General features: G+C 70.4%; 18 protein-coding genes and 1 pseudogene. 9 read left to right on the top strand and 10 right to left on the bottom strand.

Annotation, left to right across the window (positions count from 1 at the left end):
* Positions 1-72: 72 nt before the first annotated feature.
* A complete protein-coding gene (locus BJY16_RS27920; RefSeq protein WP_185042533.1) occupies positions 73-1,656 on the bottom strand; it encodes an ABC transporter substrate-binding protein in 1,584 nt (527 codons plus the stop codon).
* Between the two features lie 164 nt (positions 1,657-1,820).
* Here BJY16_RS27920 and BJY16_RS27915 point away from each other — a divergent pair, with 164 nt between their 5' ends.
* Together BJY16_RS27915 and BJY16_RS27910 are read left to right on the top strand one after the other, a co-directional pair.
* On the top strand, positions 1,821-2,543 hold the full coding sequence (locus BJY16_RS27915; protein WP_185042532.1) for a FadR/GntR family transcriptional regulator: 723 nt from the start codon (positions 1,821-1,823) through the stop codon (positions 2,541-2,543).
* A 191-nt stretch (positions 2,544-2,734) separates the two neighbouring features.
* Entirely contained in the window at positions 2,735-4,456 is a 1,722-nt protein-coding gene (locus BJY16_RS27910) for an exo-alpha-sialidase (RefSeq protein WP_185042531.1), read from the top strand.
* 153 nt (positions 4,457-4,609) lie between these two features.
* On the opposite strand, the gene BJY16_RS48605 is transcribed toward BJY16_RS27910, so the two are convergent.
* The 6 genes and pseudogenes from BJY16_RS48605 to BJY16_RS27880 all read right to left on the bottom strand — a co-directional run bounded on the left by BJY16_RS48605 (position 4,610) and on the right by BJY16_RS27880 (position 13,018).
* Positions 4,610-6,127, bottom strand: coding sequence for a GGDEF domain-containing protein (locus BJY16_RS48605; RefSeq protein ID WP_185042530.1), 1,518 nt, complete (start codon positions 6,125-6,127; stop codon positions 4,610-4,612).
* Between the two features lie 124 nt (positions 6,128-6,251).
* A complete protein-coding gene (locus tag BJY16_RS27900) occupies positions 6,252-8,537 on the bottom strand; it encodes a putative bifunctional diguanylate cyclase/phosphodiesterase (RefSeq protein WP_185042529.1) in 2,286 nt (761 codons plus the stop codon).
* Positions 8,538-8,700: 163 nt separating this feature from the next.
* A complete protein-coding gene (locus tag BJY16_RS27895; protein WP_185042528.1) occupies positions 8,701-8,970 on the bottom strand; it encodes a hypothetical protein in 270 nt (89 codons plus the stop codon).
* Between the two features lie 436 nt (positions 8,971-9,406).
* A pseudogene (locus tag BJY16_RS49005) lies at positions 9,407-9,959 on the bottom strand (ATP-binding cassette domain-containing protein); the annotation flags it as partial.
* Between the two features lie 30 nt (positions 9,960-9,989).
* Entirely contained in the window at positions 9,990-10,562 is a 573-nt protein-coding gene (locus BJY16_RS27885; protein WP_185042527.1) for a hypothetical protein, read from the bottom strand.
* A 56-nt stretch (positions 10,563-10,618) separates the two neighbouring features.
* Positions 10,619-13,018 carry a PKD domain-containing protein gene (locus tag BJY16_RS27880; protein WP_185042526.1) on the bottom strand — a complete coding sequence of 800 codons (2,400 nt, stop codon included), beginning with the start codon at positions 13,016-13,018 and terminating at the stop codon, positions 10,619-10,621.
* Positions 13,019-13,198: 180 nt separating this feature from the next.
* Between BJY16_RS27880 and BJY16_RS27875 the strand changes: the two genes are divergently transcribed.
* Positions 13,199-13,411, top strand: a complete 213-nt coding sequence (locus BJY16_RS27875) for a hypothetical protein (protein ID WP_185042525.1) — start codon at positions 13,199-13,201, stop codon at positions 13,409-13,411.
* 11 nt (positions 13,412-13,422) lie between these two features.
* Here BJY16_RS27875 and BJY16_RS27870 read toward each other — a convergent pair whose 3' ends face one another.
* The gene (locus BJY16_RS27870) at positions 13,423-14,085 is read right to left on the bottom strand and encodes a PilZ domain-containing protein (protein WP_239177599.1); all 663 of its coding nucleotides are present in this window, start codon (positions 14,083-14,085) and stop codon (positions 13,423-13,425) included.
* A 348-nt stretch (positions 14,086-14,433) separates the two neighbouring features.
* On the opposite strand from BJY16_RS27870, the gene BJY16_RS27865 reads away from it, so the two are divergent.
* Positions 14,434-15,339 carry a glycoside hydrolase family 19 protein gene (locus BJY16_RS27865; RefSeq protein ID WP_203759095.1) on the top strand — a complete coding sequence of 302 codons (906 nt, stop codon included), beginning with the start codon at positions 14,434-14,436 and terminating at the stop codon, positions 15,337-15,339.
* Positions 15,340-15,567: 228 nt separating this feature from the next.
* Here the strand turns inward: BJY16_RS27865 and BJY16_RS27860 are convergent, their stop codons facing one another.
* Positions 15,568-16,611: an amidohydrolase family protein gene (locus BJY16_RS27860; RefSeq protein WP_185042524.1), complete on the bottom strand. Its 1,044-nt coding sequence runs from the start codon at positions 16,609-16,611 to the stop codon at positions 15,568-15,570.
* Positions 16,612-16,716: 105 nt separating this feature from the next.
* On the opposite strand from BJY16_RS27860, the gene BJY16_RS27855 reads away from it, so the two are divergent.
* Positions 16,717-17,181: a MerR family transcriptional regulator gene (locus BJY16_RS27855; RefSeq protein WP_185042523.1), complete on the top strand. Its 465-nt coding sequence runs from the start codon at positions 16,717-16,719 to the stop codon at positions 17,179-17,181.
* The gene (locus BJY16_RS27850; RefSeq protein WP_185042522.1) at positions 17,178-17,597 is read left to right on the top strand and encodes a carboxymuconolactone decarboxylase family protein; all 420 of its coding nucleotides are present in this window, start codon (positions 17,178-17,180) and stop codon (positions 17,595-17,597) included. The genes BJY16_RS27855 and BJY16_RS27850 overlap by 4 nt, the downstream gene beginning before the upstream one ends.
* A 66-nt stretch (positions 17,598-17,663) precedes the next feature.
* Here BJY16_RS27850 and BJY16_RS27845 read toward each other — a convergent pair whose 3' ends face one another.
* Positions 17,664-19,262: a GGDEF domain-containing protein gene (locus tag BJY16_RS27845; protein ID WP_185042521.1), complete on the bottom strand. Its 1,599-nt coding sequence runs from the start codon at positions 19,260-19,262 to the stop codon at positions 17,664-17,666.
* 134 nt (positions 19,263-19,396) lie between these two features.
* Here BJY16_RS27845 and BJY16_RS47540 point away from each other — a divergent pair, with 134 nt between their 5' ends.
* From BJY16_RS47540 to BJY16_RS27830, 3 genes are all read left to right on the top strand, one after another.
* Positions 19,397-21,400: a putative Ig domain-containing protein gene (locus tag BJY16_RS47540; protein ID WP_185042520.1), complete on the top strand. Its 2,004-nt coding sequence runs from the start codon at positions 19,397-19,399 to the stop codon at positions 21,398-21,400.
* Positions 21,401-21,462: 62 nt separating this feature from the next.
* A complete protein-coding gene (locus BJY16_RS27835; protein WP_185042519.1) occupies positions 21,463-22,086 on the top strand; it encodes a PulJ/GspJ family protein in 624 nt (207 codons plus the stop codon).
* The gene (locus BJY16_RS27830) at positions 22,083-23,630 is read left to right on the top strand and encodes a ricin-type beta-trefoil lectin domain protein (protein ID WP_185042518.1); all 1,548 of its coding nucleotides are present in this window, start codon (positions 22,083-22,085) and stop codon (positions 23,628-23,630) included. The genes BJY16_RS27835 and BJY16_RS27830 overlap by 4 nt, the downstream gene beginning before the upstream one ends.
* Positions 23,631-23,797 lie beyond the last annotated feature (167 nt).

Genomic DNA, 23,797 nt, shown 5'->3' with positions numbered 1-23,797 from the left:
CGCTCCTTTCATGGGAGGCGCGTGGCCGCCCGCAGGCGGCCACGGCGCAGATGAGCACCCGCACGGAACACGTCACCCGCGGGACGTGCCGAGGAAGTACAGCCCGGTGGTCGCCGCGCCCTGGAAGTCCTTGAGCTTGGCCGGGTCGAAAGCGGTGATGGTCTTGGCGTGGAAGACCGGGTAGATCGGCACCTCGTCGGCGACCAGGTCGAGCGCTTGCTTCCACAGGCCGGTCTGCGTCGCGCCGGTCGACTTGGCGGCGTCCTCGATCAGCTTCGCGCACTGGGCGGCGGCGGGCGTGCCGGCCCAGCGGTGCCGGTCCCTGGTCCAGGTCTGATTGGTGTAGAACCAGCGCAGCAGCAGGTCCACGTCGGGGCCGAAGGTGCTGGGATCACCGCTGCCGGCGAGGACCCGGAAGCCGTCGCCCGGCACGATGGTCCCGTAGACCGCCGACGACGGGTTGGTGTTGAGCGTGGCGGTGACCCCGATCGCCTTCCAGGCGTCGATGATCACCGGGGCGCTGTCCTTGATGAAGGCGGCGTCCGTGGTGACCAGCTCGAACGACAGATTGCTGGCACCGGCCGCGGCGAGCAGCGCCTTGGCCTTGTCCGGGTCGTAGTGGTAGACGGTGGCGGCCTTCTGGTACCCGGCGTTGCCCTCGTCGAGGTAGCTGGTGGCCGCGGTGGCGTGCCCCTGCACCGCCGTTCTGATCAGCTTGTCGGTGTCGATGGCGTAGTGCAGGGCCTGCCGGACGCGCTTGTCGTCGAACGGTTCCGCGGCGCAGTTGAACATCAGGAAGAGATGGTTGAACGCCTGCTTCTCGTCCACCTTCTTGCCGCCGGAGACCGCGCTGACGTCCAGGTACGGCACCGCCTCGATCGCCTGTGACGATCCGCCCTGCAGGTCGTTGAGCCGCGCCGTGTTGTCCGGCGTGGTCCGCAGGGTGATCTTCTCGACCAGCGCCTTGCGGGAGCCGCCGTAGTTCGCGTTGGCGCCCAGCACCACACCGGCGGTGGCGTTCGCGCTGACCAGCGTGAACGGACCGGAGCCGATCGGCGTGGTGTCGAACGCCTTGGCCGCGGCCGGGTCACCGGTCTTCGCCTTCGGCACGATCTTGATGACCGCGATGCGCTGCGGGAACAGGCTGAACGGTGTCTTGAGCGTGAACACGACGGTCTTGGCGTCGGTGGCGGTGACCTTGTCGAGGAACGTGACGAAACCGGCCATCAGCGCCTTGTTGGCCGGGTCCAGCACCCGCTGGAAGGACCAGACCACGTCCTCGGCGGTCACCGGCGTACCGTCGGAGAACTTGGCGCCCTCGCGCAGGGTCACCGTCCAGGTCAGCGGGTCCGCGCCCGGGGTGGGCAGGGCGGCGGCCAGCGCCGGATAGGGCTTGCGGGTGATCGGGTCGAGGTCCACCAGAGCCTCGAAGATGTGCTGGTTGACGGCGGTCGCGACCGCGCTGGAGGCGTTCATCGGGTCGAAGCCGCTGGACAGGGTGAAGGCCAGCGTGGCCTCGATGGTCTTGCTCCCGGACCCGGAGGAACCGCTGTCGCCGCCGCCGCACGCCCCGAGTCCGGCGGTGATGGTGGTGGCCGCGCCCAGGACGCCCATGTACCGCAGCAGATCCCGTCTCGACACGCCGTTGCTGTTCATCGCATCTCCATCAGCTATTTATAGGACGTCCTACGTCCAACATACTTCGTATGCGGTACCTTAGGGTGGCCTCCCTCCCCGGTCAAGGGCGACCGGCAGAAGGCTTTGATGACAGAATCCGCACATCCCCGGCACGGACGGGGCGATTCGACATAGGGACTCCGATGAGACGACGCACCGGGTCATCCGCCGCCACCACCCGGCGGCCCAGCCGGACCGACGAGGTGCAGCAGCGGATCAAGCAGCTGATCCTGGAGCGTGGCCTGTCCGCCGGCGATCCGATGCCGACCGAGCTCGACCTGCTCGACGAGATCAACGTCAGCCGCAACTCGCTGCGCGAGGCCCTCAAGGCGCTGCAGGCCGTCGGCATCGTGGAGATCAAGCACGGCTTCGGCATGTACGTCGGCACCATGTCGCTGGTCTCGCTCGTCGACGAGCTCACCTTCCACGGCCGGATGTCCCTGCAGGCCGGCCGCAACGACCTGCGCCACCTGGTCGAGATCCGGGAAGTCCTCGAGTCGGGGCTGATCCAGCAGGTGATCGCCGCGCCGAACGCGCCGACCGACGAGTTGGCCGCGGTGATGGAACAGATGGAGGCCGAGGCGCGGGCCGGCGCGGTCTCCCCCGAGACGGACAAGCGGTTCCACGAACTGCTCTACGAGCCGCTGGGCAACCCGCTCGTCATCCAGTTGCTCGCCGCCTTCTGGGACGTCTACCACGCCCTGCACACCGACATCGGCGAGGCGGACGAGTCCCCGGTCGAGATCGCCGCGCGCCACCGCCGGGTCTACGACGCCGTCCGCGCCGGCGACGTCGAGGAGTCGATGGCCGCCCTGCGCGAGCACTTCAGCGGTATCCGCCGACGGCTGGCCGAACAACAGGGCTGAAACCACCTCCCCGGTACGCCACGCCAGGCGCCCTGCGGGCGTGGCGAGCCGCGGGGTATGGACATCGATCTCTTGACGGTTTGTCAGCGGCAACCTATCTTCGCATGACATCCTACGTCCTACGACCGATGTAAGCCCCTCTTCCCCCGGAGGAAGCCTTGTCTTCTGCCCGACCCCTTTGGCGACGACTCGTGGCCGTCACGGCTGTCGTCGCATGCGGCGCCTCGCTGGCGCCGAGCACCCGGGCGCTGGCCGCCGCGCCCACCGGAGTGACCGCGACGGTCGGTGCCGACTGCGCCGCCGGCCAGCTGTTGCTGGTCCTCGACAACCGCAGCACCACCGCGCAGACCTACACGGTCACCTGGACCGGGCGCAGCGGTTCGCCCTGGACGCGGACCGTCGCCGCCGGTGCCAGCACCCCACTGCAATGGACCCTTCCCCCGGGTACGGCGTACACGCTGCGCACCACCACCCCCAGCGGGATGGACGACACCGCGAGCGGCATCTTCCACTGCGGCACCGGCATGTCCGCGCCGGTGAGTTACGACTGCACGACGGGCCGGCTGCAGCTGGCCCTGGAGAACCGCACCTCGACCGCCCGGACGTTCACCGTCACCTGGCCCGGCCGGGCCAACTCGCCGTGGACCATCACGCTGGCCGCCGGCGGCACCTATCTGCACTACTGGACGGTGGGAGCCGGCACCGCGTACCAGCTGCGGGTCACCGCCGCCGGATTCGACACCACCCAGCGCGGCACCACCGGGTGCGGATTGACCGCCGGGACCCCGCAGATGACCGTCACGACGCTGCTGACCACGCAGACCGTCATCCGCGACCTCAACGGACCCGGCGGCCGCTACGACGGAACCGCGAAATCGGTCCGGATCCCCGGCCTGGCCGTCACCGGCAACGGCACGGTCATCGCCGTGGCCGACGCCCGCGTCGACGGCTCGTACGACCTCGGCGGCGGCACCAACAACATCCAGCTCGCCATGATCCGCAGCACCGACGGCGGCCGCACCTTCGAACAACCACGCATCATCCACGCCGCCGCCACCACCGGCGAAGGCGTCGGCGATCCGAGCCTGCTGGTGGACCGCACGACCGGGACCGTCTACTGCTTCTACACCTACTCCCCCCGGCCGGGCATCAGCTTCTGGTCGGCCGGCACCGGGCTCAACACCGCCGACGACCCGAACAGCATGCACCTGCAGTACGTCAAGAGCACCGACAACGGCGCCACCTGGAGCAACCCGGTCGAGCTGAACCCGATGGCCAAGGACCCGGCGTGGCAGCAGGTCTTCTTCTCCTCCGGCCACGGCGTCCAGACCAGCACCGGCCGGCTGATCCAGCCGGTGGCCTATCGCGACGCCGCGGGCACCAGTCACGCCGCGAACGTCTACAGCGACGATCACGGGGTCACCTGGAAGCGCGGGGGCTCCGCCGGGGCGCCGGTCAACGAGAGCAAGGTCCTGGAGCGCGGCTCGGGCGCCGTGGTGCAGAACATGCGCCACAACAGCACCCGCAGCCGGTTCTACGCCACGTCCACCGACGGCGGGATCACGTTCGGCGCGGCCACGGCCAGCGCCGTACTCACGGATCCCCTGTGCAACGCCGACGAGATCTCCTACCTCCGCCCGTCGGAGGTCGGCGCGAACGCGGCACCGATCCGTACCAGAACCGCGTTGTTCAGCAACAACGCCCACCCGAGCGCCCGCAACGACCTCACCGTGCGACTGTCCGCGGACGACGGCACCACCTGGCCCGCCCGGGCGCTGATCAAGCCGGGCGGCGCCGGCTACTCGACGATGGCCGTGCTGCCCGACGGCACCATCGGCGACCTGTACGAGGTCGGTGACAGCGGCGGCATCCACCTCGCCCGCTTCACCGCGGGATGGGTCAAGGGCTCCTGACCCGGCGTCCGCGTACCGGTGCGAGCAGCGGCCAGGCGCTCGGGCCGCTGCTCGCACCAGTCTCGGAGACCGGCCGGGGCTGCGGCGTGGTCAGGAGCGCGCCTGGCAGCGTCCCCGGATCGCCCGCGGCACCGTGAACGGACCTCGCAGCGATCACGCCGCCGCCAGGCGGAACGCGCCCTTGCCGGCGCATTTCGCCTGGTACATCGCCTGGTCAGCGGTGTGCAGCAGGGCCAGCGGATCGCGGCTTCCGTCGAGGGGGACGGCCCCGCCGACGCTGGCCCGGACCCGCGCCTCGGCACCACTGGCCAGCGGGCAGGGCTGGTCGAGGGCCTGGACCACTCGATCCGCCACCGCGGCGAGGTCGTCGGCTCCGCACCGGGCCAGCAGCACCGCGAACTCGTCGCCGCCGAGCCGGGCGACCACGTCGTCCGGGCCGACGCAGCCGCGCAGCCGCTCGGCGCTCTGCACCAGCACCGCGTCACCGGCGGCGTGCCCGTGGGTGTCGTTGACCGGTTTGAAGTCGTCGAGGTCGATCAGCAGAACACCCACCTGGGCGTCGCGGTCGCCGAGGGCGTCGTCGAGGCGGTCGAGGAACTGGGCGCGGTTGGCCAGGCCGGTCAGGTTGTCGGTGAACGCCATGGTGTGCAGGCGGGCGGCCAGGGCGTCCCGTTCGACCAGCAGTTCCTCGTTCGAGACGAACGAGATGAGCTGCCGGGCCACCACCACACCGGTGATCGCCGCCAGGCCGGCGACCGCCGTCCAGGTGCAGGGGCTGGAGTCCTTGAGTACCAGACTGACCACCAGCAGCGTGAAGGTGAGCCACAGCGCTCCGTAGGGCAGCATGCTGAACGACCGCTTGCGGCTGTCGTCGCGGCGTCGCTTGCTCCCGCCGCCCGACCGGTACTGGGCCCAGGCGGCGGTCATCAGCAGGGCGTGGGAGAGCACCGTCATCGAGAAGATGACGCCGGGATGCCCCGCGCTCACCAGGTTGGGGCCGAGGGCGCGCGCCATCGCCTCCACGATGGCGGCGAACGGGCCGAGAACACCGAGGGGCCAGCTGAACGGCGCGACCTTGCTCAGGTACAGCCGCCCGACGGTGAACGCTGTCATGATCGCCACGACCGGCCCGGCGATCACGGTGGCCAGGTCGTCCGCCATGATCGACTGCTGGTCGCTGGCCGACGTCACGCTCCAGTAGACGCCGTAGGTGGCGGCGGCGATCACCACGGTCGCCAGGTCGAGCAGGTAGCAGACCCGTTCCCGGGTGGACCGGTGCGGGATCGGATAGGAGAGGACCACCAGCGTCAACCCGAGGCAGCCGACGCCCAGCGCCGTCGTCCGGACCGGACCGGTGCCGGTCAGCGCGGGCAGGCTCAACGGGCTGACGATCGCGGTGACCACCTGCGCCCACTCGCCGATCCCGAACACGGCGGCCGCGATCGCCAGCGCCGACCAGAACCGGCGCTGCTGGTCGCTGGGGTCCATCTGGCGGCTGGCCCGGAAGGCGAAATACGACATCGAGGACGCGAAGACCGCCACCGCCAGCCAGCAGCAGACCACCTGCAACCGCAGGCCGGCGGTGGTCAGGTTGAACCATCCGGCCAGCACCACGGCGACGGCGGCCGCGGTGGCGGGCACTGCTTTCCCGGCCCGCTGACGAGGACTCACGATCGCTCATATCGACCGCGCACCGGTACCCCTGAGACAGACGGACCGCCGACTTTGATGTCCACCGGCGGCGTCGGCATCCCGATGAGCTGACGAGCGCGCGCTGCTCGCGGCCCGCGCCGGCTCAGGCGACTGCGGTCTGGCGCTGGGCGGCGAGCAGCTCGGTGATCCGGGCGGGCTCCATGGGCCGGCCCAGGTGGTAGCCCTGCCCGGTGGTGTAGCCCAGCCGGCGCAGCTGCCGCACCTGGTCCTCGTTCTCGATGCCCTCGGCGACCGCCTCCAGGCCGAGCGCGCCGGCCAGCTGCCGCACGGCGCGGGCCACGGCCTGCCGTGCGTCGGTCTCCGGCGTGCCGGGCCGGCCCACCTCGATGCCGTCGACGAACGACTTGTCGAGCTTGACCATGGCGGCGGGGAACGCGCGCAGCAGGCTCAGCGACGACTCGCCGGTGCCGAAGTCGTCGAGCGCGAGTCGTACGCCAAGGTCGTGAATCTCGTGCAAGACCTGCGAGACTCGCGGGCCGCGCAGCACGGCCGACTCGGTCAGCTCCAGGACCAGCCGCTCGGCGGGCAGCCCGCTGTCCGCCAGCGCGGCCCGGACGTCGGCGACGAAGTCCGGGTCGTGCAGCTGCCGGACCGAGACGTTGGGTTCCACCTTCTGCAGGGCGTCGGGGCCGAACTCGGCGAGCCAGGCCGCCGCCTGCCGGCAGGTCTCGCGCAGCACGAACCGGCCGAGCGGCACGATCAGACCGGTGCGTTCGGCCGCCGGGATGAACTCGAGCGGCGAGATCAGGCCGCGCTGCGGGTGGTGCCAGCGCACCAGCGCCTCGACCCCGACCACGCGGCGGTCCCGCAGGTCGACGATGGGCTGGTACAGCAGGCGGAACTCGCCGGCGTCGAGAGCCCGGCGCAGGTCACCGCCGAGGCGGGCGTCGGCGTACACGGGCTGTTCCAGGTCCGTGGTGAACCGCACCCAGTTGCCCTTGCCGCGCTGCTTCGCGGTGTGCACCGCCATGTCCGCCTCGCGGAGCAGGCCACCCACCGGGGCTCCGGCCGGCGCCGTGGCGATGCCGACGCTGGCGTGCACCAGCAACCCGTGCTCGCTGATCGGGACCTGGATCGCGGTGATGATGCGCTGCGCCACCAGGTCGGCGGTGCCGGCCGGACCGGCGACCAGGACGGCGAACTCGTCGCCGCCCAGGCGGGCCACGCTGCCGTCGTCACCGACCGCACGGCACAGCGTGTCGGCGAAGGCGACCAGCAGCACGTCACCGACATCGTGCCCGAGCGAGTCGTTGACGACCTTGAAGTCGTCGACATCGACCAGCAGCACCTCGACGTCGCCGGCGTCGAGCGCCGCGTTCAGCCACTCCCGGAAGAGGACGCGGTTCGCCAGGCCGGTCAGCGGATCGTGGGTGGCCTCGTAGCGCAGGCGCAGCTCGGAGGCCTGCCGGTCGCGCAGCAGACGGCTGTTCTCCCGGATCACCAGGTACTGGCGGATCATGACCAGCGTGATCACCAGGACCGCTGTCGCGGCGACGACCAGCGGCGACGCGGCAGTCCGGTGCGTCAGCACGTCGACCACCGGCGCCTGGACCGCTGCCACCGCCAGGTACGGCAGCCAGGTGTTCGGCCGGCGCGAGGAGACGCCGGCGGCGACCCGCTGGCGGTAGACGGCGAACGTGACCAGCACCGGGACGACCGGCAGGACCAGGGCCTGGGCCACGATCGGCCAGTTGGAGTACGGGTCGATCGCGAGCAGCGCCACCACGGCCCCGGTCAGCCCGGTCGCCGCGAGCAGCCGCACCGCGACCCGGTCCACCGGGCCGCCGTTGATGTAGGAGACCTTCGTGATGCTGGCCGCCGCCAGCACGAACGCCATCAGGATCATCACCGTGAGCGGGAGGTCCCGCGGCCCGGAGCGGAAGATCAGCGGGACCAGCCCGAAGTGATAGAGCACGGCGGCGCAGCCGAGGAAGGCGATCGCCCGGTCGAGCCACTGCCGGCCCAGCTCGTGCCGGCTGGTGACACCCAGCGGCACCCGCGCCACCGCGTAGATGGCGAGGAACACGCCGGCGCAGACGCAGACGGTCGCGGGGACCGGCATCTCCGGGTAGGCGGGGCTGCTACGGACCGCGGCGACGGCCAGCAGCCCGTACCCGACGGTGAGGAACGCGCATGAGGCGGACAACCGCAGCCAGAAGCGCCGGGCCGCCGGCACCAGGTGGCCGCCACGCACCACGGTCATGGTCGCGAACGCGGCGGTGGCCATGCCGGCGGGCACGAAGACGTAGGCGAACGGCCGGGGACCGCCGCCGGTCGCGGACCACCAGCCGAGCCACACCACGCCGGCCAGCAGGACGCCGACCGTGGCGGCGAGATGGCGCCACGGCGCTGGGGCGACATTCCTCATGCCAGCTCTTTCGACATCCGTCAGACCGAACAAAGCCCGGCCAGCCCCTAACTCTGCGATGTAACGACCGCCACAGCGGGCGCCGTCCTGCCGATCCGCCTATCGGCAGATCGTCGCCGTGCTGGAGAGGAACGAGATGCCGATGACGCCGGCGATCTTCGCCTTACCGGCGCCACACCACCTGACGGCGGCCGCCGGCTTCCGCTATCACCTTGCCGCTCGCGTCACCCGACTCGAAGAAGACCTCGCCCTTCGTCTTCTGGCCGGTCGTGACCGTGGTCGGGTGATCGCTGAGGGGATCCGTCTTCTCGTAGGTCGCCAGCGGAAGCGTCTCGCCCGCCAGGGTTCCGTCCGCCGCCTCGTACGTCAGCTGCACTTCCGCACCGGTGGCAACCTGCCCTGAGACACCATGTATCCGCACGCTGACCCGCACCACCGAACGCCTTGCCGGGCTTGGTCGAGGTGTCGGAGGTCGCGTCGTAATCCGCTTCGTGGAACGTCATCGCCTCGGGCTTGCCGATGACATACTCCACGTTTCCGCTCTCCGTCGACAGCACGCCGGGTTGTCCGTACCGAACCTCGGTGATCATGGGGGAACTCACGCTCGGCTCGGGTTCCGGCTCCCCTGCCGCGTCCGGGGAGCCGCCGGTGCCGCCGCATCCGCCCGCGAAGAAGATCGCGAGGACAAGCGCAGCCGACCACAAAGGGGAACGCCTCGTGTCCATGCCCGAACCGTATTGGACTGACTCCGACCGACCCACTGATGAAGGAGCGCATCCTCCGTAAGGGTCGCCGTTCTGGGCGCCCCTTCGTTCAACCGGCCGGACGATGTGCCTTCGCGGGCGATGGACCAGCGGATCTTGGCAGTCTCATCGTGGGCTGTGCTCCTCGCCACCGCCAGGCCCGGCGCGGTCGTCGCGGAGTTCCAGATGGGAGCCGGTGAAGGCGGCTCGCATCCGGCGATCGTGAGTCACGACCACCACGGCGCCCAGGTACGCCGTCAGCGCCTGCTCCAGCTGCTCGACCAGCGCGGGCCCGAGGTGGTTGGTGGGCGCGTCCAGCAACAGCAGGTCGACGGTTCGCTGACCAGCGGGGTCAGTTCGATGCGGCGGGCTGGCCGTAGGAGAGTTCACCGACGCGCAGATCAAGTTCCGCCAGGGTGGGCAGGCCGTGCGAGAGCCGGGCCGCCGCGTGCTCTTGCGGCTCGCCGGTGCGTGATTGAGCGTACGCCTGAAGCACCGTCATGCCGGGTGGCCACGGGGTCTCCCGCTGGCCCAGATGCCCCACCCGGCCGGTGACGGTGACCGTTCCGTGGTCGGCGCGAAGCTCACCGGCCATCAGCCGCAGCCGCATGAGCGTGCTCTTGCCGGCGCCGTTCGCGCCGGTCACGAGCGATCCGGCATCGCTCCGACAACGCACCGATCATGAATCTCGCACGGTGCATTCGGCGGCTCAGCGGAGGCCGCGCAGCGCCCTGCGGCGCTGCTCGCGGAGCGCATCGATTCGGGCCGGCGAGGGTGATGGTGAAGGCGGCGCAGCCGCCTCGGATCGGCGCACCTGGGCGCCGTAACTGTCGGTCTGGCGCAGGATCCGTTCCGGCTCGTCAGGGGCGGGCCACGCCACCAGCAGATAGTCCTCGACCGGAGCGGACACGGACTCGTCGGGCGCGGAGTCGCGACCGCGCACATGCACTCGCAGCCGATAGGGGCCTGGACCGGCTGTCGTCAGCGGTCCGAGCTCAGCGGGTGGATCAGCCATCAGGGCCATCGCCCGTACCGCACCGGTCGGGGCGGCCAGGCTCAGTTCGACCACGTCATCCCACTCTGCCGCCTCGTCCGGCGGTGGGCCGGCGGTCAAGGCGCGCAGCGAAACGGTGGCCGGCCCCGTGGCTATCCCGGTCCAGACCTTGACGACGCCGAGACCAGCCACACCCGCGAGGCCGTTGCCGACGGGTGTCTGCGGATCCGGGCGGCATCCCTCGTCGAGTAGCCAGAACTGGTGGTAGGCGACCTCGATCACGGCCATGGCACCCACGCTACCGGGACGCGCTCGTGCTTTCGAGCGCGTCCCGGTGAGCCGGTTCAGTGGGTGTGGATGCTGCCCGCGTCGATGGGCTGCAGGCGGGCGCGGTCCAGGTCGTACTCCAGGGATGGGCTGTTGTCGTAGATCTTGTCCGTGGTGGGGTAGGCACCCTTGGCGAGATCCCAGACGACCATCCGGAAGTGGCCGGTCTCGTAGCCGTACGCGACGAAGCCGTACCCGGCCTTGCCGTTCACACTGCCGGTTCCCGAGACGGCGGTCTTGCCGTCCTGGGTGACCACCAGCCAGGACAGCGAGGTCGAGGTGAAGTCGAAGGCGCCACCTTCGAGCTTCAGGTTGGCCTTGCCGTTGCTCGGCACCGGGCCGGTGTCGTGCGGCAGATACTTCGGATTGAACTGGAAGTGAGTCTTGCCGGTCGCGGTGGGATTGGCGGGCAGGCTTCCGGCGGCCGAGGTGAAGTGTCCGGCGCCGGTGGCGAATCCGCCGTCCGGGTCGTAGACGATGATCAACACGCTGGTCTGCTCGGCGGTGCCGCCGTCGTCGTCGGTGATCCCGGGGGTGATCGTGTACATGCCGGCGTGCTGGTAGGTGTGGGCGCCGCCGCAGACGTGACCGTCGGCGACCGTGTTGCTTGTGGTGCCGTCGTCCCATCCGATCGTGCAGGTGTGGGTGTCGTTGCTGCCGGGGTCCTCGAAGTTGGTGGTCAGCGTGACCGGGTCGCCGACCTGGTAGACCTGCCACGGGCGGGGCGAGACGATGCCCAGAGCCGGGACGTCCGCGGCGGCGTTCAGATCCCGCGTGTTGCGCCGGATCCGCGGATCGACGTTCACCATCCGTACGGTGGCCGAGTCGGTGCTCGCCTCGTCGTGAATGCCGTCGTCACCGTGGATGGTGACGGTGTACGTACCGTCGTCGGTGCACCGGATCGCGGTGGTGGCCGTGCTGCCGCCGCCGCTGAAGGTACAGGTGGCGCCCGGATCGACGTCCGGCCCGGCCGCGTAGGACCAGGTCACCGTCGGCGTGCCGTTGTCGTCGGTCGCGGTGCCGGCGAGTTCGATGGAGTCCCCTTCATAGCCGGACACGTCAGGTCCGGCGTTGACCGACGGCGGATAGTCGGGCGGGAAGGGACTGGTGCCGCCGCCGGTACCGACGATCTCGATGTAGAAGGCATCCCCGTCGATCACCCGTTCGGACTGGTACAGCCCGGTGTTGAGGGCCGATCCGCCGTTGGAGTTCTGCCGCGCGTCGATCATGCAGACGCTGTAGCCGGTCGGCCCGGTGGTCCCGATCGGCTCGGGAATCGTGCACCAGTTGAAGGTCCGGGCGACCCCCTGCGGCACCGCGGTGCTCGCTCCCTCGATGGTGGAGCGGAACGGGTACTCGTCACAGCTCTTGGTCGCCGGCCGGGGATAGCGGCGCGGGCAGGCCCGGTTCCCGTTCGCGTCCTGCCGGGCGGGATCGACCATCCGGTGCAGGGCCGGCGTGCCGGGAGCGCCGGGCAGCCCGGAGCCCTGCGCGTCGCCGATGTGCTCGGCCAGCTCCGGGTAGAGACCGCTGCGGGCGTACTGATAGATCGGCGCGAAGCCGGGGAAGACACAGCCGACGTACGCGTAGCCGGGCACCGCGTTGTCGCATCGGATCTGCGGTGGCGCCGGGTCCGGCGTGATCGGGGTGGGCTCCCACAGCGGGTTGAGGAAGGTGTAGGTGACGCGGCTGTTGGCGTAGTCGACGGCGCCGGCGGCCAGCGTCCGGATCGGGAAGATACCGATCGCCTTGACCACCGATTCCTGGGTGGCCGGCTGTGGCCCGAACGGGATGGGCAGCGAGAGGCATGCTCCGGAGCAGGTCAGCTCCCCGACGACGGTGGTGCCGGGGCTCAGGCCGAGGCCCCAGCCGCCGAACGGCGAGATGAAGGCCTGGCGCCCGAAGTTGGGGATGTCGTCGGCGGTGAAGACGTTCTCCGCGAGCAGGTAGTTGATCGCGCCGACCGGTTCCCGCGTGTTGCGGTCGACGATGGTGGCCGTCCGGCTCTGGATGGCGCAGCCGTCCTGCCGGTAGTACTGCCATCCTCGGTACGCGTATTCGTAACACCACTCAGGCAACGGGATCGGGTCGACCGCCAGGGTGGACCGGCCGCTGGTGCGCAGCCGCGCGGGGTCGGGATGCTCGGTGCCGGGCTGGTCACAGAGCAGATAGGCGGACCCAGCCGGCTGGCAACCATCCGCGGCTGCGGACTTGGCCGCGGGACGAGCGGCCGGAGCCTGCTGCGGTGCCGGGTCGGGCAGCCGGACGGTCCCGTCGAACCGCGGCGCGGCCCGATCCTGGACCCGCTGGCGCAATTGTTCGAGGACGGTGGGTGCGGGGTCGGCCGCCGCCGCTGATGGCGCCACCGCGACCAGCGGCGCCATCAGCAGGACAGCGACGAGTACACGCCTCAACATCGAAGTCTCCCCCGTGAGTCGGTCAGGCGTTCCGGCCCGACGCTAGGGCCTTCAGCGATGCGCATCTATGGCCCGAACGGTTAACCCGGTTACCTGAACGTCCGGGCAAGTCTTGCCACGCGACGGCTGGACCGGTCGGAGCCGGGAGCATCACCACCCGGCCATGGCCGGGTCGAGGAATTGCTCGAACGCGGCGGAACTGCCGGTACGCTGCGCGCCGACCTGCCGACGGCCTGGATGGTCAGCGTGTTCTACCAGGTGGTCCACGGCTCCGCCGAGGAGATCACCGCGGGCCGGCTCGCTGAAGACGTCGGTGCCGACCGGATCAGTACGACAGTGCTCGCGGCGTTCGCGTGCCCGGGTGAACGACGCCAGGAGCCGGCAGCGTCGTGACCCACCGGGGGTTACTGGGTCTTCTGGAAGGCGTCGAGCCGGGCGCGGACCTCGGCGGCCACGTCGACGAACACCAGCCGGACGTCGCCGAGTTCGTCGCTGCCGCGTACGTGACAGGTGAGGTCGGCGGGGCCGTCCGGCAGCAGCATCTCGAGGGTGACCGACTGGCCGGGAGCCAGCCCGTCGACCATGTCGAGCAAGGCGTCCTCGCCGAGGTCGTCGACGTCGAGATCGACGATGACGCGAGCACCACCCAGGGACAGGTCGATCGCGAGACCCGGGAACATCTGACCCGATGGCAGGATCAGGACGACCGGCACCTGCACCGAGACACGCCGGAAGCGTCGCCGGTCGACGGCGCCCACGTTGGTATCCACCCGCATGTACACCCCGGGCACGCCATCGGCAGGCGGTGGCACCACGGTGCCCTCGATGCTGAAGCCGGCGCCGTTCTGGGTCCAGAGCAGGGTCACGTCGACACCGATCATGGCGAACCCGGTGAGGTCCAGCCGGAGCGTGCCGTCGCTTTCCCGTGAGACCCGGCAGGTCCGGGCCGGCCCACCGCCGAGCGACACGCTGGCGGTCGGAACGGTCCACGGCTGTGGTTCCTCGGCGGTCTTGGCCATCGCTGTCGGATCTTTCTCGGCATACCCGTCGCGGTCCGGCCGCATCATCTCCACACCGACAATACCGTCACGAGCGGCCGTTCAGGTGCAGGTCAGCACGCCAGGGCGGGCCGGACGGAGCGGCCGCCGCCGGCTGGCCGAGCTGCGTCCTTCTCGCGGTGACGCCGGCCGGGCTACTGGTCGGCGGCTGACGCTCACACCGCCCAGCATTCACGACCGCGGCCGCCGCGTCAGCGCCGAGCAGCGCCGCGACGACAGGTGGGCTGCCTTGATCCAGGCGACTCTGATTCTGAGGTTTGTTAACAGTTCGTCTTGACATGAGCTGTGCGGATCTAGTTGAGTCGATGCTTACATCCCCCTCGCACCAGTACGTGCCGGACGTACGGAAGGTGAGTCATGTCCAGACTTATGCAGCTCCTCACCGTTGTCAGCGTCGCCGCGGTGGGCGTCGCCGCGGCGGTTCTGCCCATGTCGACGTCGAGCGCGGCAGAGGCCTGCGCCGCCGCGTACAGCGGCTCGACGGTCTACACCGGCGGCATGCGCGCGTCCTACAACAGCCACAACTGGACGGCCAAGTGGTGGACCCAGGGCGAAACGCCGAGCACCGGCGGCTCCGGCGTGTGGGCCGACAACGGCGCCTGCGGCGGCGGCACCACGCCGCCGCCCGGCGGTGGCGGATCCAGCGGCTTCCCGGTCAGTGAGGCGCAGTTCAACCAGATGTTCCCGAACCGGATCGGGTTCTACTCGTACGCCGGCCTGATCGACGCGATGAAGAAGTTCCCGGCCTTCACCACCACCGGCAGCGACACGGTCCGCAAGCAGGAGGCCGCCGCCTTCCTGGCGAACGTCAACCACGAGTCCGGAGGCCTGGTCTACGTCGAGGAACTCAATCAGGCGAACTGGCCGCTCTACTGCGACCGCAGCCAGTCGTACGGGTGCCCGGCCGGGCAGAGCGCCTACCACGGTCGCGGGCCGATCCAGCTGAGCTGGAACTTCAACTACAAGGCGGCTGGTGACGCGCTCGGCATCGACCTGCTGAACAACCCGGACCGGGTGAAGAACGAGACGTCGGTCGCCTACCAGACCGCCCTCTGGTACTGGATGACCCAGCGCGGCCCGGGCACGATGACCCCGCACGACGCCATGGTCAACAGCCGCGGCTTCGGCGAGACGATCCGCAGCATCAACGGTTCGCTGGAGTGCAACGGCGGCAACCCGGCGCAGGTGCAGAGCCGCGTCGACGCGTACAACCGGTTCACCGGCATTCTGGGCGTGAGCCCGGGCGCCAACCTCTACTGCTGATCAGCGCCTGTTCCGGGGCCGGCCGGGCCGGGGTCGACTTGCTCGACGCCGTTCCGGCGGGTCCCGGCGGGCCGCGACGGCGGTCGGCTCGGATCCAGGGCTCGATTCCTCGGGGCCGAAACACCTGGAGAACCGGGCGTCGGATCGCTGGATGCCACGGTGTCGCAGAAAGGACGTCGGCCAGAACAATCTGTCGGCGAGGAAGGGCGCACCGGCGGATCCGGTTACTCAACGGACGCGCTTCCCGCGGACGATGACGGCTCGTGGTGTGCTGAGCTGACTGAGATCGGCTCGCGGGTCGGTGCCGAACACGACCGCATCAGCCGGCCCGCCATCCACCAGGCCGGGCAGCCCGAGATACGACCGGGCGGTCCAGGACGCCGCGGCGAGCGCCTGATGCGGCGACACACCGGCTGCCACCAGTGCCCGGACCTCATCGGCGATGCCACCGTGCGGCCGGGAATCCGTGCCGGCCAGGACGACGACCCCGGCCTCGACTGCGGCGGCGGTGAGCCGGGCGTGGGCGCTCGCGCCGGGCACGTACCACCTTCTGTTCGTGTCCCCTGGTTCAGCGACGATCCTCGCCAGCGAAGCGGTGATCACCGACAAGGTCGGGGTGAGTGCGATGCCGCGCTCCGCCATACGCGGCAACAGATCCCGATCCAGCCCCATGCCGTGCTCCACCGAGTCCACACCCGCCTCGACGGCCACCGATCCGCCTGCCGCCTGCTGCGAATGCACAGCGAGGCGCCCGCCGACCGCGTGCACACGCTCGACCGCCTCACGGAGCACACCGACCGGCATCACATCGTCGTCCGGCTGCCAGTCGATCACTATCTTGGCCCACCCGGTGCGGGCGGCCTGCTCGGCCGCGACGGCGGGTAGCTCGGTCAGTTCGGGGCGCCGGCCCCAGCCCGGCATGAACTGTCCATGCTGAGCGATCCACGGGCCGGCGTGGAAGGCGCGCGGGCTGCCGTCCGCCCGACCGAACCAGTCGGGAGGGTCGCCGGCGAGCCCGGGCGCGCGGATCAGTGTGACTCCCGCATCCAGATGCGCCCGCAGGTCCTCTGTCAACAGATCCGCGTCCAGTGGCCGGCCTGGCGCCTCGGCTCCGGGATGGGTATGCGCATCGACCAGTCCGGGCAGGATCCAACCCTCCGCGACGAGTTCGGCGCCCGCCACCGGATCCAGGGTCCACCGGTCACCGTCGGCATAGAGATCGATCGGTTCACCTTCGGGCAGAGCGAGGCCCCGCACTCGCAGAACTGTCACCACGCCACCCCACCACGGCGGGTCACCTCCGCGAAAGGTGACCGGCGGCAGATCCGGACGCCTGGGCTTGCGTTGGAGCGCGCTCGAAGCCCTAGCCTCCTGGCCATGGACGTGAACGAACAGTTGGCGGACGCGTTGCGCCTGGCCGTCGACCCGCCCGGCGGTGTGTCGGTCGAGGCCTTGCAGGATCTGATCCGGGACGACCCGGCCCGGCAGTGGGACATCGCGACGGCGGCCGGCCACGTCGGCGTGAGCCCGCACACCTTGCGCTACTACGAACGGATCGGCTTGATCGCGGTGCCTCGTAACCGCGCGGGGCATCGCGTCTACGACGCCGCGTCCGTACGGCGCCTGGTGTTCCTGACCCGCATGCGAACGTCGGGGATGGCCATCAGCGACCTGCGCCACTACATCGCCCTCGTGGATGGCGGCGACGCCACCATCCCTGACCGCCTCGACCTGCTCCTTGAGCACCGCGACACGTTGCGGAACCAGCTCAAGCAGATCCAGCTGGCTCTGGCGGCCACCGAATACAAGATCGCCACGTACGGAGGAGCGGCTCAGCCATGAGGACGACGCAGCACGACATCGACAGCGCGGACAACCTCGAACGCCGCAACCGCGGCTTGGAGGTCCTTCGGGAGATCGACGGCGAGGCCGGGAGCAAGGTGATCGACTCGCTCGCCGACCTGTCCCCCGCCCTGGGCCACCACGTGGCGGCGTTCGCCTTCGGCGACATCTACAGCCGGCCGGGACTCGACGCACGCTCGCGGCAGCTGGTGACGATCGGCGTGCTGACCGCCCTCGGCGGATGCGAGCCTCAGCTCAAGGTGCACGTCGGCGCGTGCCTCAACGTCGGCCTGACCCCGGATGAGATCATCGAGGCGATGCTGCACGCCGCCGTCTACGCCGGTTTTCCGCGGGCCCTGAACGCGACCTTCGCCGCGAAGGAGGTCTTCGACAGCCGAGGGATCAGTGGCAGCTGAGCGGGGATGAATCGTCGGCCAGGTCGGTGTGCCGGCGGAGCTCCCCCGGCATCCGCCGGAGGCGGCTCAATCGCGGCGTTGCCGGCGGTCCGCCAAGTCGGCCAGTTCGTCGAGGTGGACACGGTTGCGCCCGGCCCGCTTCGCGGCGTACAGCGCCTCGTCAGCTCGACCGAGCAGGTCCGCGACGGTACCGCCGGGCGCCGCGGCGGTGACGCCGATGCTGACCGTCACGGGCAGTTCGCCGGTGATCGGCGCCCACCGGTGGGCCAGCACCGCCTGCCGGAAATCCGCCACCTTCATGATCGATTCCGGTACGGCGGCGCCGGTCATCACCAGCAGGAACTCCTCACCACCCAACCGGGCCGCGAAGCCGTCGGCGCCTACCTCGACCTGTGCCAGCAGACCGGCGAACGCCACCAGAACGGCGTCGCCGGCCTGGTGGGAGAGCGAGTCGTTGATCTGCTTGAAGTGATCCAGATCGAGCAGGGCGGCGATCACCGGGGCTCCGTCGGCGGCACAGCGGGCGAGCAGCCCCGGCAGGCGCTCGTCGACGAACCGGCGGTTGTGCAGCCCGGTCAGCGGATCGCGACGGGCCTGGTCGCGGAACGACTCGGCCTGCCGGCGCGCGTCGGCGACCTCGTACGCCGCCTGCAGGGTGCGGGCCTGCTTCTCCCGGTCGGCATCGCGCTGGCGCCGTTCGGCCGCGTTGGCCTCGCACAGCCTGCGGTAGGCGTCCTCGAATCGCCCGGCCGAGGCCAGCACGGCGGCCTGCTCGGCCAGCACCCCGGCGGCCAGCCGGCCGAGCCCGTGCCGTTCACACAGCTGCGCGCTCTCGGCGAGGGCCGTCCCAGCGCCCTCCAGATCCCCCCGCCGATGCCGGGCCATGCCGAACGTCAGCAGGTACGCGGCCTGCGCGTCGGCTTCGACCGGGGCCTGCGGATACTGATCGAGCGCAGCGCGGGCGGCGCGCTCGGCCTCCTCGACGTGTCCCAGCTCCAGCGCGACCCGGGCCACCGTGTCCAGCTCGGCGGCGTCCAGGGGCCGGCCGTGCGCCTGACTGAGGGCCCGCAGCCGCTGCAGCACCTCCCAGGAGCGCTGCGGCTCGCCGGCCTCGTACTCGCTGTAGGCGTAGTTGTTCAAGGCGGTCGTCTGGCGTTCCAGATGGCCGATCTCCGTGGCGGCCGCGAAGGCCTGCTCGAAACGTTCCCGGGCGGCCGCCATCGACCCGGTCGCGGCGAACGCGTCGGCCAGCTTGATCAGTGCCAGGACCCGTTCCGCCGGGGGTGTGTCGTCGCCCAGCGCCGTCACGCACTGAAGCATGTGCTCCAGGCCACCGCCCAGGTCACCGGTGTTGGTGGCGATCCGGGCCAGCAGCCGGTGGGTGCGGGAGATCAGCCGCTGCGAGCCGTGCTCGGCCGCCCACCGGTGCACCTCGCCGATGAGCCGGGCCGCGGTCGCGCTGTCACCCTGACGCTCGATGGCCTCCGCCCGCAGCAGCGTCGCCCGCCAGAACAGGTCGTCCTCGCCGAGCGGTCGCAGCGTCTCGATCAGCCGGTCCAGCTGGGCGAGGGACTCGGCCAGGTCCCACCCGATCCGTTCCTCCAGCAGGTCCAGCTCGGCGTCGAGCTCCGGCGTCGAGTCCGCCACCCTCCCGTGTGCCGCCATCTGGTCACCGCTTCCTGCTCGGGGTGCGCTGTGCACCGCGGGCCCTCCTTTCGGCGTCACCCGTCCGTTCCTGAGGCGTCCCGCTCGATGGGCCGGTCAGGTGCCGGCTGCGCGCCACCCGGGCGGACGGCTTCGTGCGTGACGTCACCTGTGAGCCGGTTGCCCTCAGGGCGGGCGTCGTCGTGCCGATAGGGGCGCGTCCGCCTCGGGCGGGTGGAACGGCCATGGAGCGACGAAAGTTGGGAACCGTGTTCGGGGGCTACCAGGTGCCCAAGCGCGCCACGGCGCGCCGTACGGGCGATGGTGGGTTCACCATGCTCGAGGTCGTGGTGTCCGCCGCGGTGATGGGCATCGTCCTCATGGGGTTGAGTGCCTTCTTCGTGCAAGCCATGTCGAGCTCTCACCTGCAAGGTCAGCAACAGGTCGGTATCCGGGTCGCCGCGGATGCCCTGGACACGCTCCGGGCGCCGCAGGTGGCGGCCTTGCTGTCCGAGCGCACGCCGTGCGCCGGGGCATGCCCGGCGCCGGTGGCCAAGGCAGCACCGCTGCTCGCCGGCACCGAGCGGTGGGATGCCGCGGCGGCGCCGACGTCCGTCACCATCGCGCCGTCTCCGGCCGTCTCCGCTACCGCCTTCCCGGTGCCGCCGAACTCGTCGAGCGTCACGGTGAACGGACTGGCCTACCAGCGCTACCTCTACCTCGGCAAATGCTGGGAGCAGACGGGCGGGGGCGCCTGCACTGCCGATGACACCCAGCCGATCGCCATGGTTCGCGCGGTCGTCGGAGTGGCCTGGCCGTCGTCTGCCTGCGCCGGCGGCACCTGCTCTTTCGCCACGTCCACGCTGTTCAGCGCCGGCGGCTCGGGCGACCCGGTGTTCAGTTCCGGCGCAGTGACCTTGACCGCCGTTGCCGACCAGGTCACCACCCTCGGGTCGGCGATCGCGCCGCTGCCGTTCTCGGCCACCGGCGGCGCCCAGCCGTACACCTGGTCGGTCACCGGCCTCCCGAATGGTCTGACGTTCGACCCGGCCACGACGTCGGTGACCGGGACGCCCACGAGCGCCGGCAACTCGACGGTGACCGTGACCGTGACCGACGCCCTCGGCACCAAAGCCAAGGACACGTTCCTGTGGACAGTCGTCACCAAGCTCGCACTCGCCAAGATCGCCGACCAGGGCACCACGCAGGGTCGCAGTGTCACGCTGTCGCCGTCCGCGGCCGGCGGCACCACCCCGTACACGTGGTCCGCCACCGGTCTGCCGCACGGCCTGTCGATCGACAGCGGCACCGGAGCGATCACGGGTACGCCGGACACTCTCGGAGCCTCGACCGTCACGGTCACGGTGACGGACGCCCGTAAGCAGTCCGCCAAGGTCTCCTTCGTGTGGACGATCTACTCGGCGCCGAAACTGGCGGTTCCTCCGAAGCAGGACACCTACATCGACACCGCCGCGGTGCCGCTGCAGATGGTCGTCACCGATGGCGTCGGCCCCTACACCTGGACGGCCACCAGCCTGCGCGCCGGCATGTCGATCGGGTCGAGCACCGGCGTGATCAGCGGGACGCCGCTGGCATTGGGTACCTCGCACGTCGTGGTGACGGTCACGGACAGTCGCGGCGAGAGCGCCTCGGTGACCTTCGACTGGTCCATCAACAAGGCCCAGCAGCTGTACGACAGCACCACCACACAGCTGATCGTGGCCAACCCCTCGCTGTACACCTGGAGCGCCGTCAACCTGCCGCCGGGGCTCTCGATCAACTCGCTGACCGGACTCGTGAGCGGCACGCCGACCACGGTCGGCACCTGGGACATCCAGATCCTGCTCACCGACGCCGGCGGCACCGTGAAGAAGGTGCCCTTCAAGTGGACGATCTTCGCACCGCTGAGCATCACGTCTCCGGGTGCCCAGGCAAGTCCGAAGGGCAAGGCGATCCCGTCGCTGCAACTGACCCAGACGGGCGGCGCCGGACCGTTCACCTGGACTGTCTCCGGGCTGCCGGCCGGTCTCTCGATCGACGCGAGCACCGGCGTGATCACCGGGAAGCCGACGACCATCGGAACGTCGACCGTGTACGTCACCGTGACCGACTACGCCGGCAACCGGAAGACGATTTCCTTCACCTGGCAGGTGAGTTGATGACGAGCCGGATCCCGATCGGGGCACGCCACGCCCTGCCGCGCGGCGACGCCGGGGTCACGATGATCGACCTCCTGGTCGCCATGGCGCTCATGTCGATCATCGGGTCCATCGTGACCGGCGGCCTCGCGCAGCTGTACCGGATGACCGACGTCACCGACCGGATGGACGAGGCCCAGTCGCAAGCGAGCCTGGCGTACGCCGGCCTCCAACCGGAGATCGGTGTCGCCTACGACATCAGTGAGCCGGGCGCCGGAGCCGGCGGTGATCCCTCCGTCGAGTACGTCACCCAGGACCCGAGCGGTCAGCGGATCTGCCACCAGCTACGCCTCTCCGGCGGAAAGCTGAAGCTACGCCAGTGGCCGGCGTCGGCGACCACGGCAGCGGCGGTGTCCGCAGCCGCCTGGCGTGTTCTCGCGTCCGGGCTGTCGGCGCCCGGCACACCGGACACCGAAACCGGCGCGGCAGCGGCGCCGCAGACCCTCCACTTCCCGGACTTCTCGACACCTTCGCTGACGAACCTGCCGAGCGCCACGCCGCTGCAACTGCGCATCCGGCTCACGGCGACGGCCAGCGGGGCGAAGGGCTCGACCCAACGCGACACCCAGACCACCATCGTCGCGGCCAACAGCGCCGTCCGCTGGCACGACCCGGTCGCCTGCTCGCTAGGAAGGAACACGCCGTGAGCGCTCTGCGACGGCCGCGTCCGCGGCCCTCGGCCGACGACCGCGGCTCGATGCCGATCGCCATCCTGGTCACCATGGTGGCGACGAGCCTCAGCGCGATCCTCGGCGCACTGCTGATCGCGCAGATCGGTATCACGCGATTCGACCAGCGCCGGGTCAGCGGATTGCAGGCCGCGCGCGCGGGTCTGGAAGTCGCCGTGGCCACCATCCGGGCGTCCACGTCGGGTAGCGTGTCGCAGGCGACCCTCTCCACGACGGCCGGCAACCCGCAGGGCGATCGCACCAAGTTGCCCTGCGCCACTCTGACCGACGCCTCGCCCGCCGTCCCGGCCACCTATACGATCAGCTTCGACTACTACACGACGGATCCGCAGTACGGCGGCAGCCCTCTGCCCTCGTGCCAGACCGGACAGGGTCCCGGCAACCAGGCCGCCTACGTGCGATTGACGTCGACCGGGTTGGACCTCGCGGGCAAGGCGAGCGTGACGCTGACCGCCACGTACCCCTTGCTGTCCGGTGACCAGAACCTGGCCGGCGACACCATCCGGCTCGGCGCGACCAACCTGTGCCTGGACGCGGGCGACTCGCCCAGCGCGGGCCAGCAACTCTCGCTGCGCAACTGCGCCGCCAGCACCAGGCCCACGAGCCAGCTGTTCGCCTACGGCTCCAACCTGCAGGTCAGGTTGGTGTCGTCGAACTCTCCCGACGCCCTGTGCGTGACCGCCCAACAGACGAGCGGCGCCTCCCTGGCCCTCGCCGTGTGCGGCACCACCACCGTCCCCGCCGGCCAGCAATGGATCTCTTCGGGCCCCGGGGCGTCCGGTGGCGGCACGTGGCTCTCCTCGGCCCGGACTCTCTGCTGGCGCGCAGCGGGCTCCGCGGCGGGCAACCCCGTCAACCTCGACGCCGACTGCGGCACCGCGGCGTCCACCTTCGTCTCGGGTGGCTCTGCCGGTGCCGGCGCGGCCGTGCTGGCGGACCGGAACCAGTGGGTGGATCACGCCGAGTTCAGCCGGTGCATGGACGTCGCCGGCAAGAAGGTCGCCGACGCCCGGCTGATCACCTATCCCTGCAGTCAGAGCCAGAGCCTGACGAGCGCCGACTGGAGCCAGCAGTGGGTGCCCGTGGACGCCACCAGCGGTCAAGCCGCGGTACTCGTCAACGGGGCCGCCGGCGTGAAGGATGTCCTGTTCACCGTGACCGACAACGACGGAAGCCCGACCAATCCCGACGGCAAGTACTGCCTGTGGAGTTCCGGCACCGCTGGGCAGAAGGTACAGGCCAAGGCCTGCTCCGCGGCGACGGCCGGATACCGGTGGACGATCACCCGGAACACCGGCCAGTCCGCGACCAGCTATCAGGTCCAGGACGACCACGCCTTGTGCCTCACCGCTGTCGGACAGGACGTCCTCGCGGATCCGGGCGCACCAGCGAACGCGAGCATTCTCCGCGTGATGCCGTGCGACGGCTCCGACCAGCAGAAATGGAACGCCCCGCCGGCGGTGCAGAACGCGTCGCCGCTGCTGAACGTGACCCAACGCTAGGGCCTGCCTGCTCGGAGGTCCGCGCAGGTGGTCGCTGACCGTGACGTGCAGGCCTGCGGCTCTGTCGCGTCAGCCTCGTCGCCACAAGCCTGTTTTTCCTCCTACGGTTGACTCGTCGCGCACGTTGACGCATTCCTGCTAGGACGCGGGCGGCGGCCACGGTATAG

This window comes from Actinoplanes octamycinicus, assembly GCF_014205225.1.
Classification (GTDB): Bacteria; Actinomycetota; Actinomycetes; order Mycobacteriales; family Micromonosporaceae; genus Actinoplanes; species Actinoplanes octamycinicus.
The sequence above is the reverse complement of the archived record's forward strand: the minus strand, read 5'-3'. Positions and strand labels throughout refer to the sequence as shown.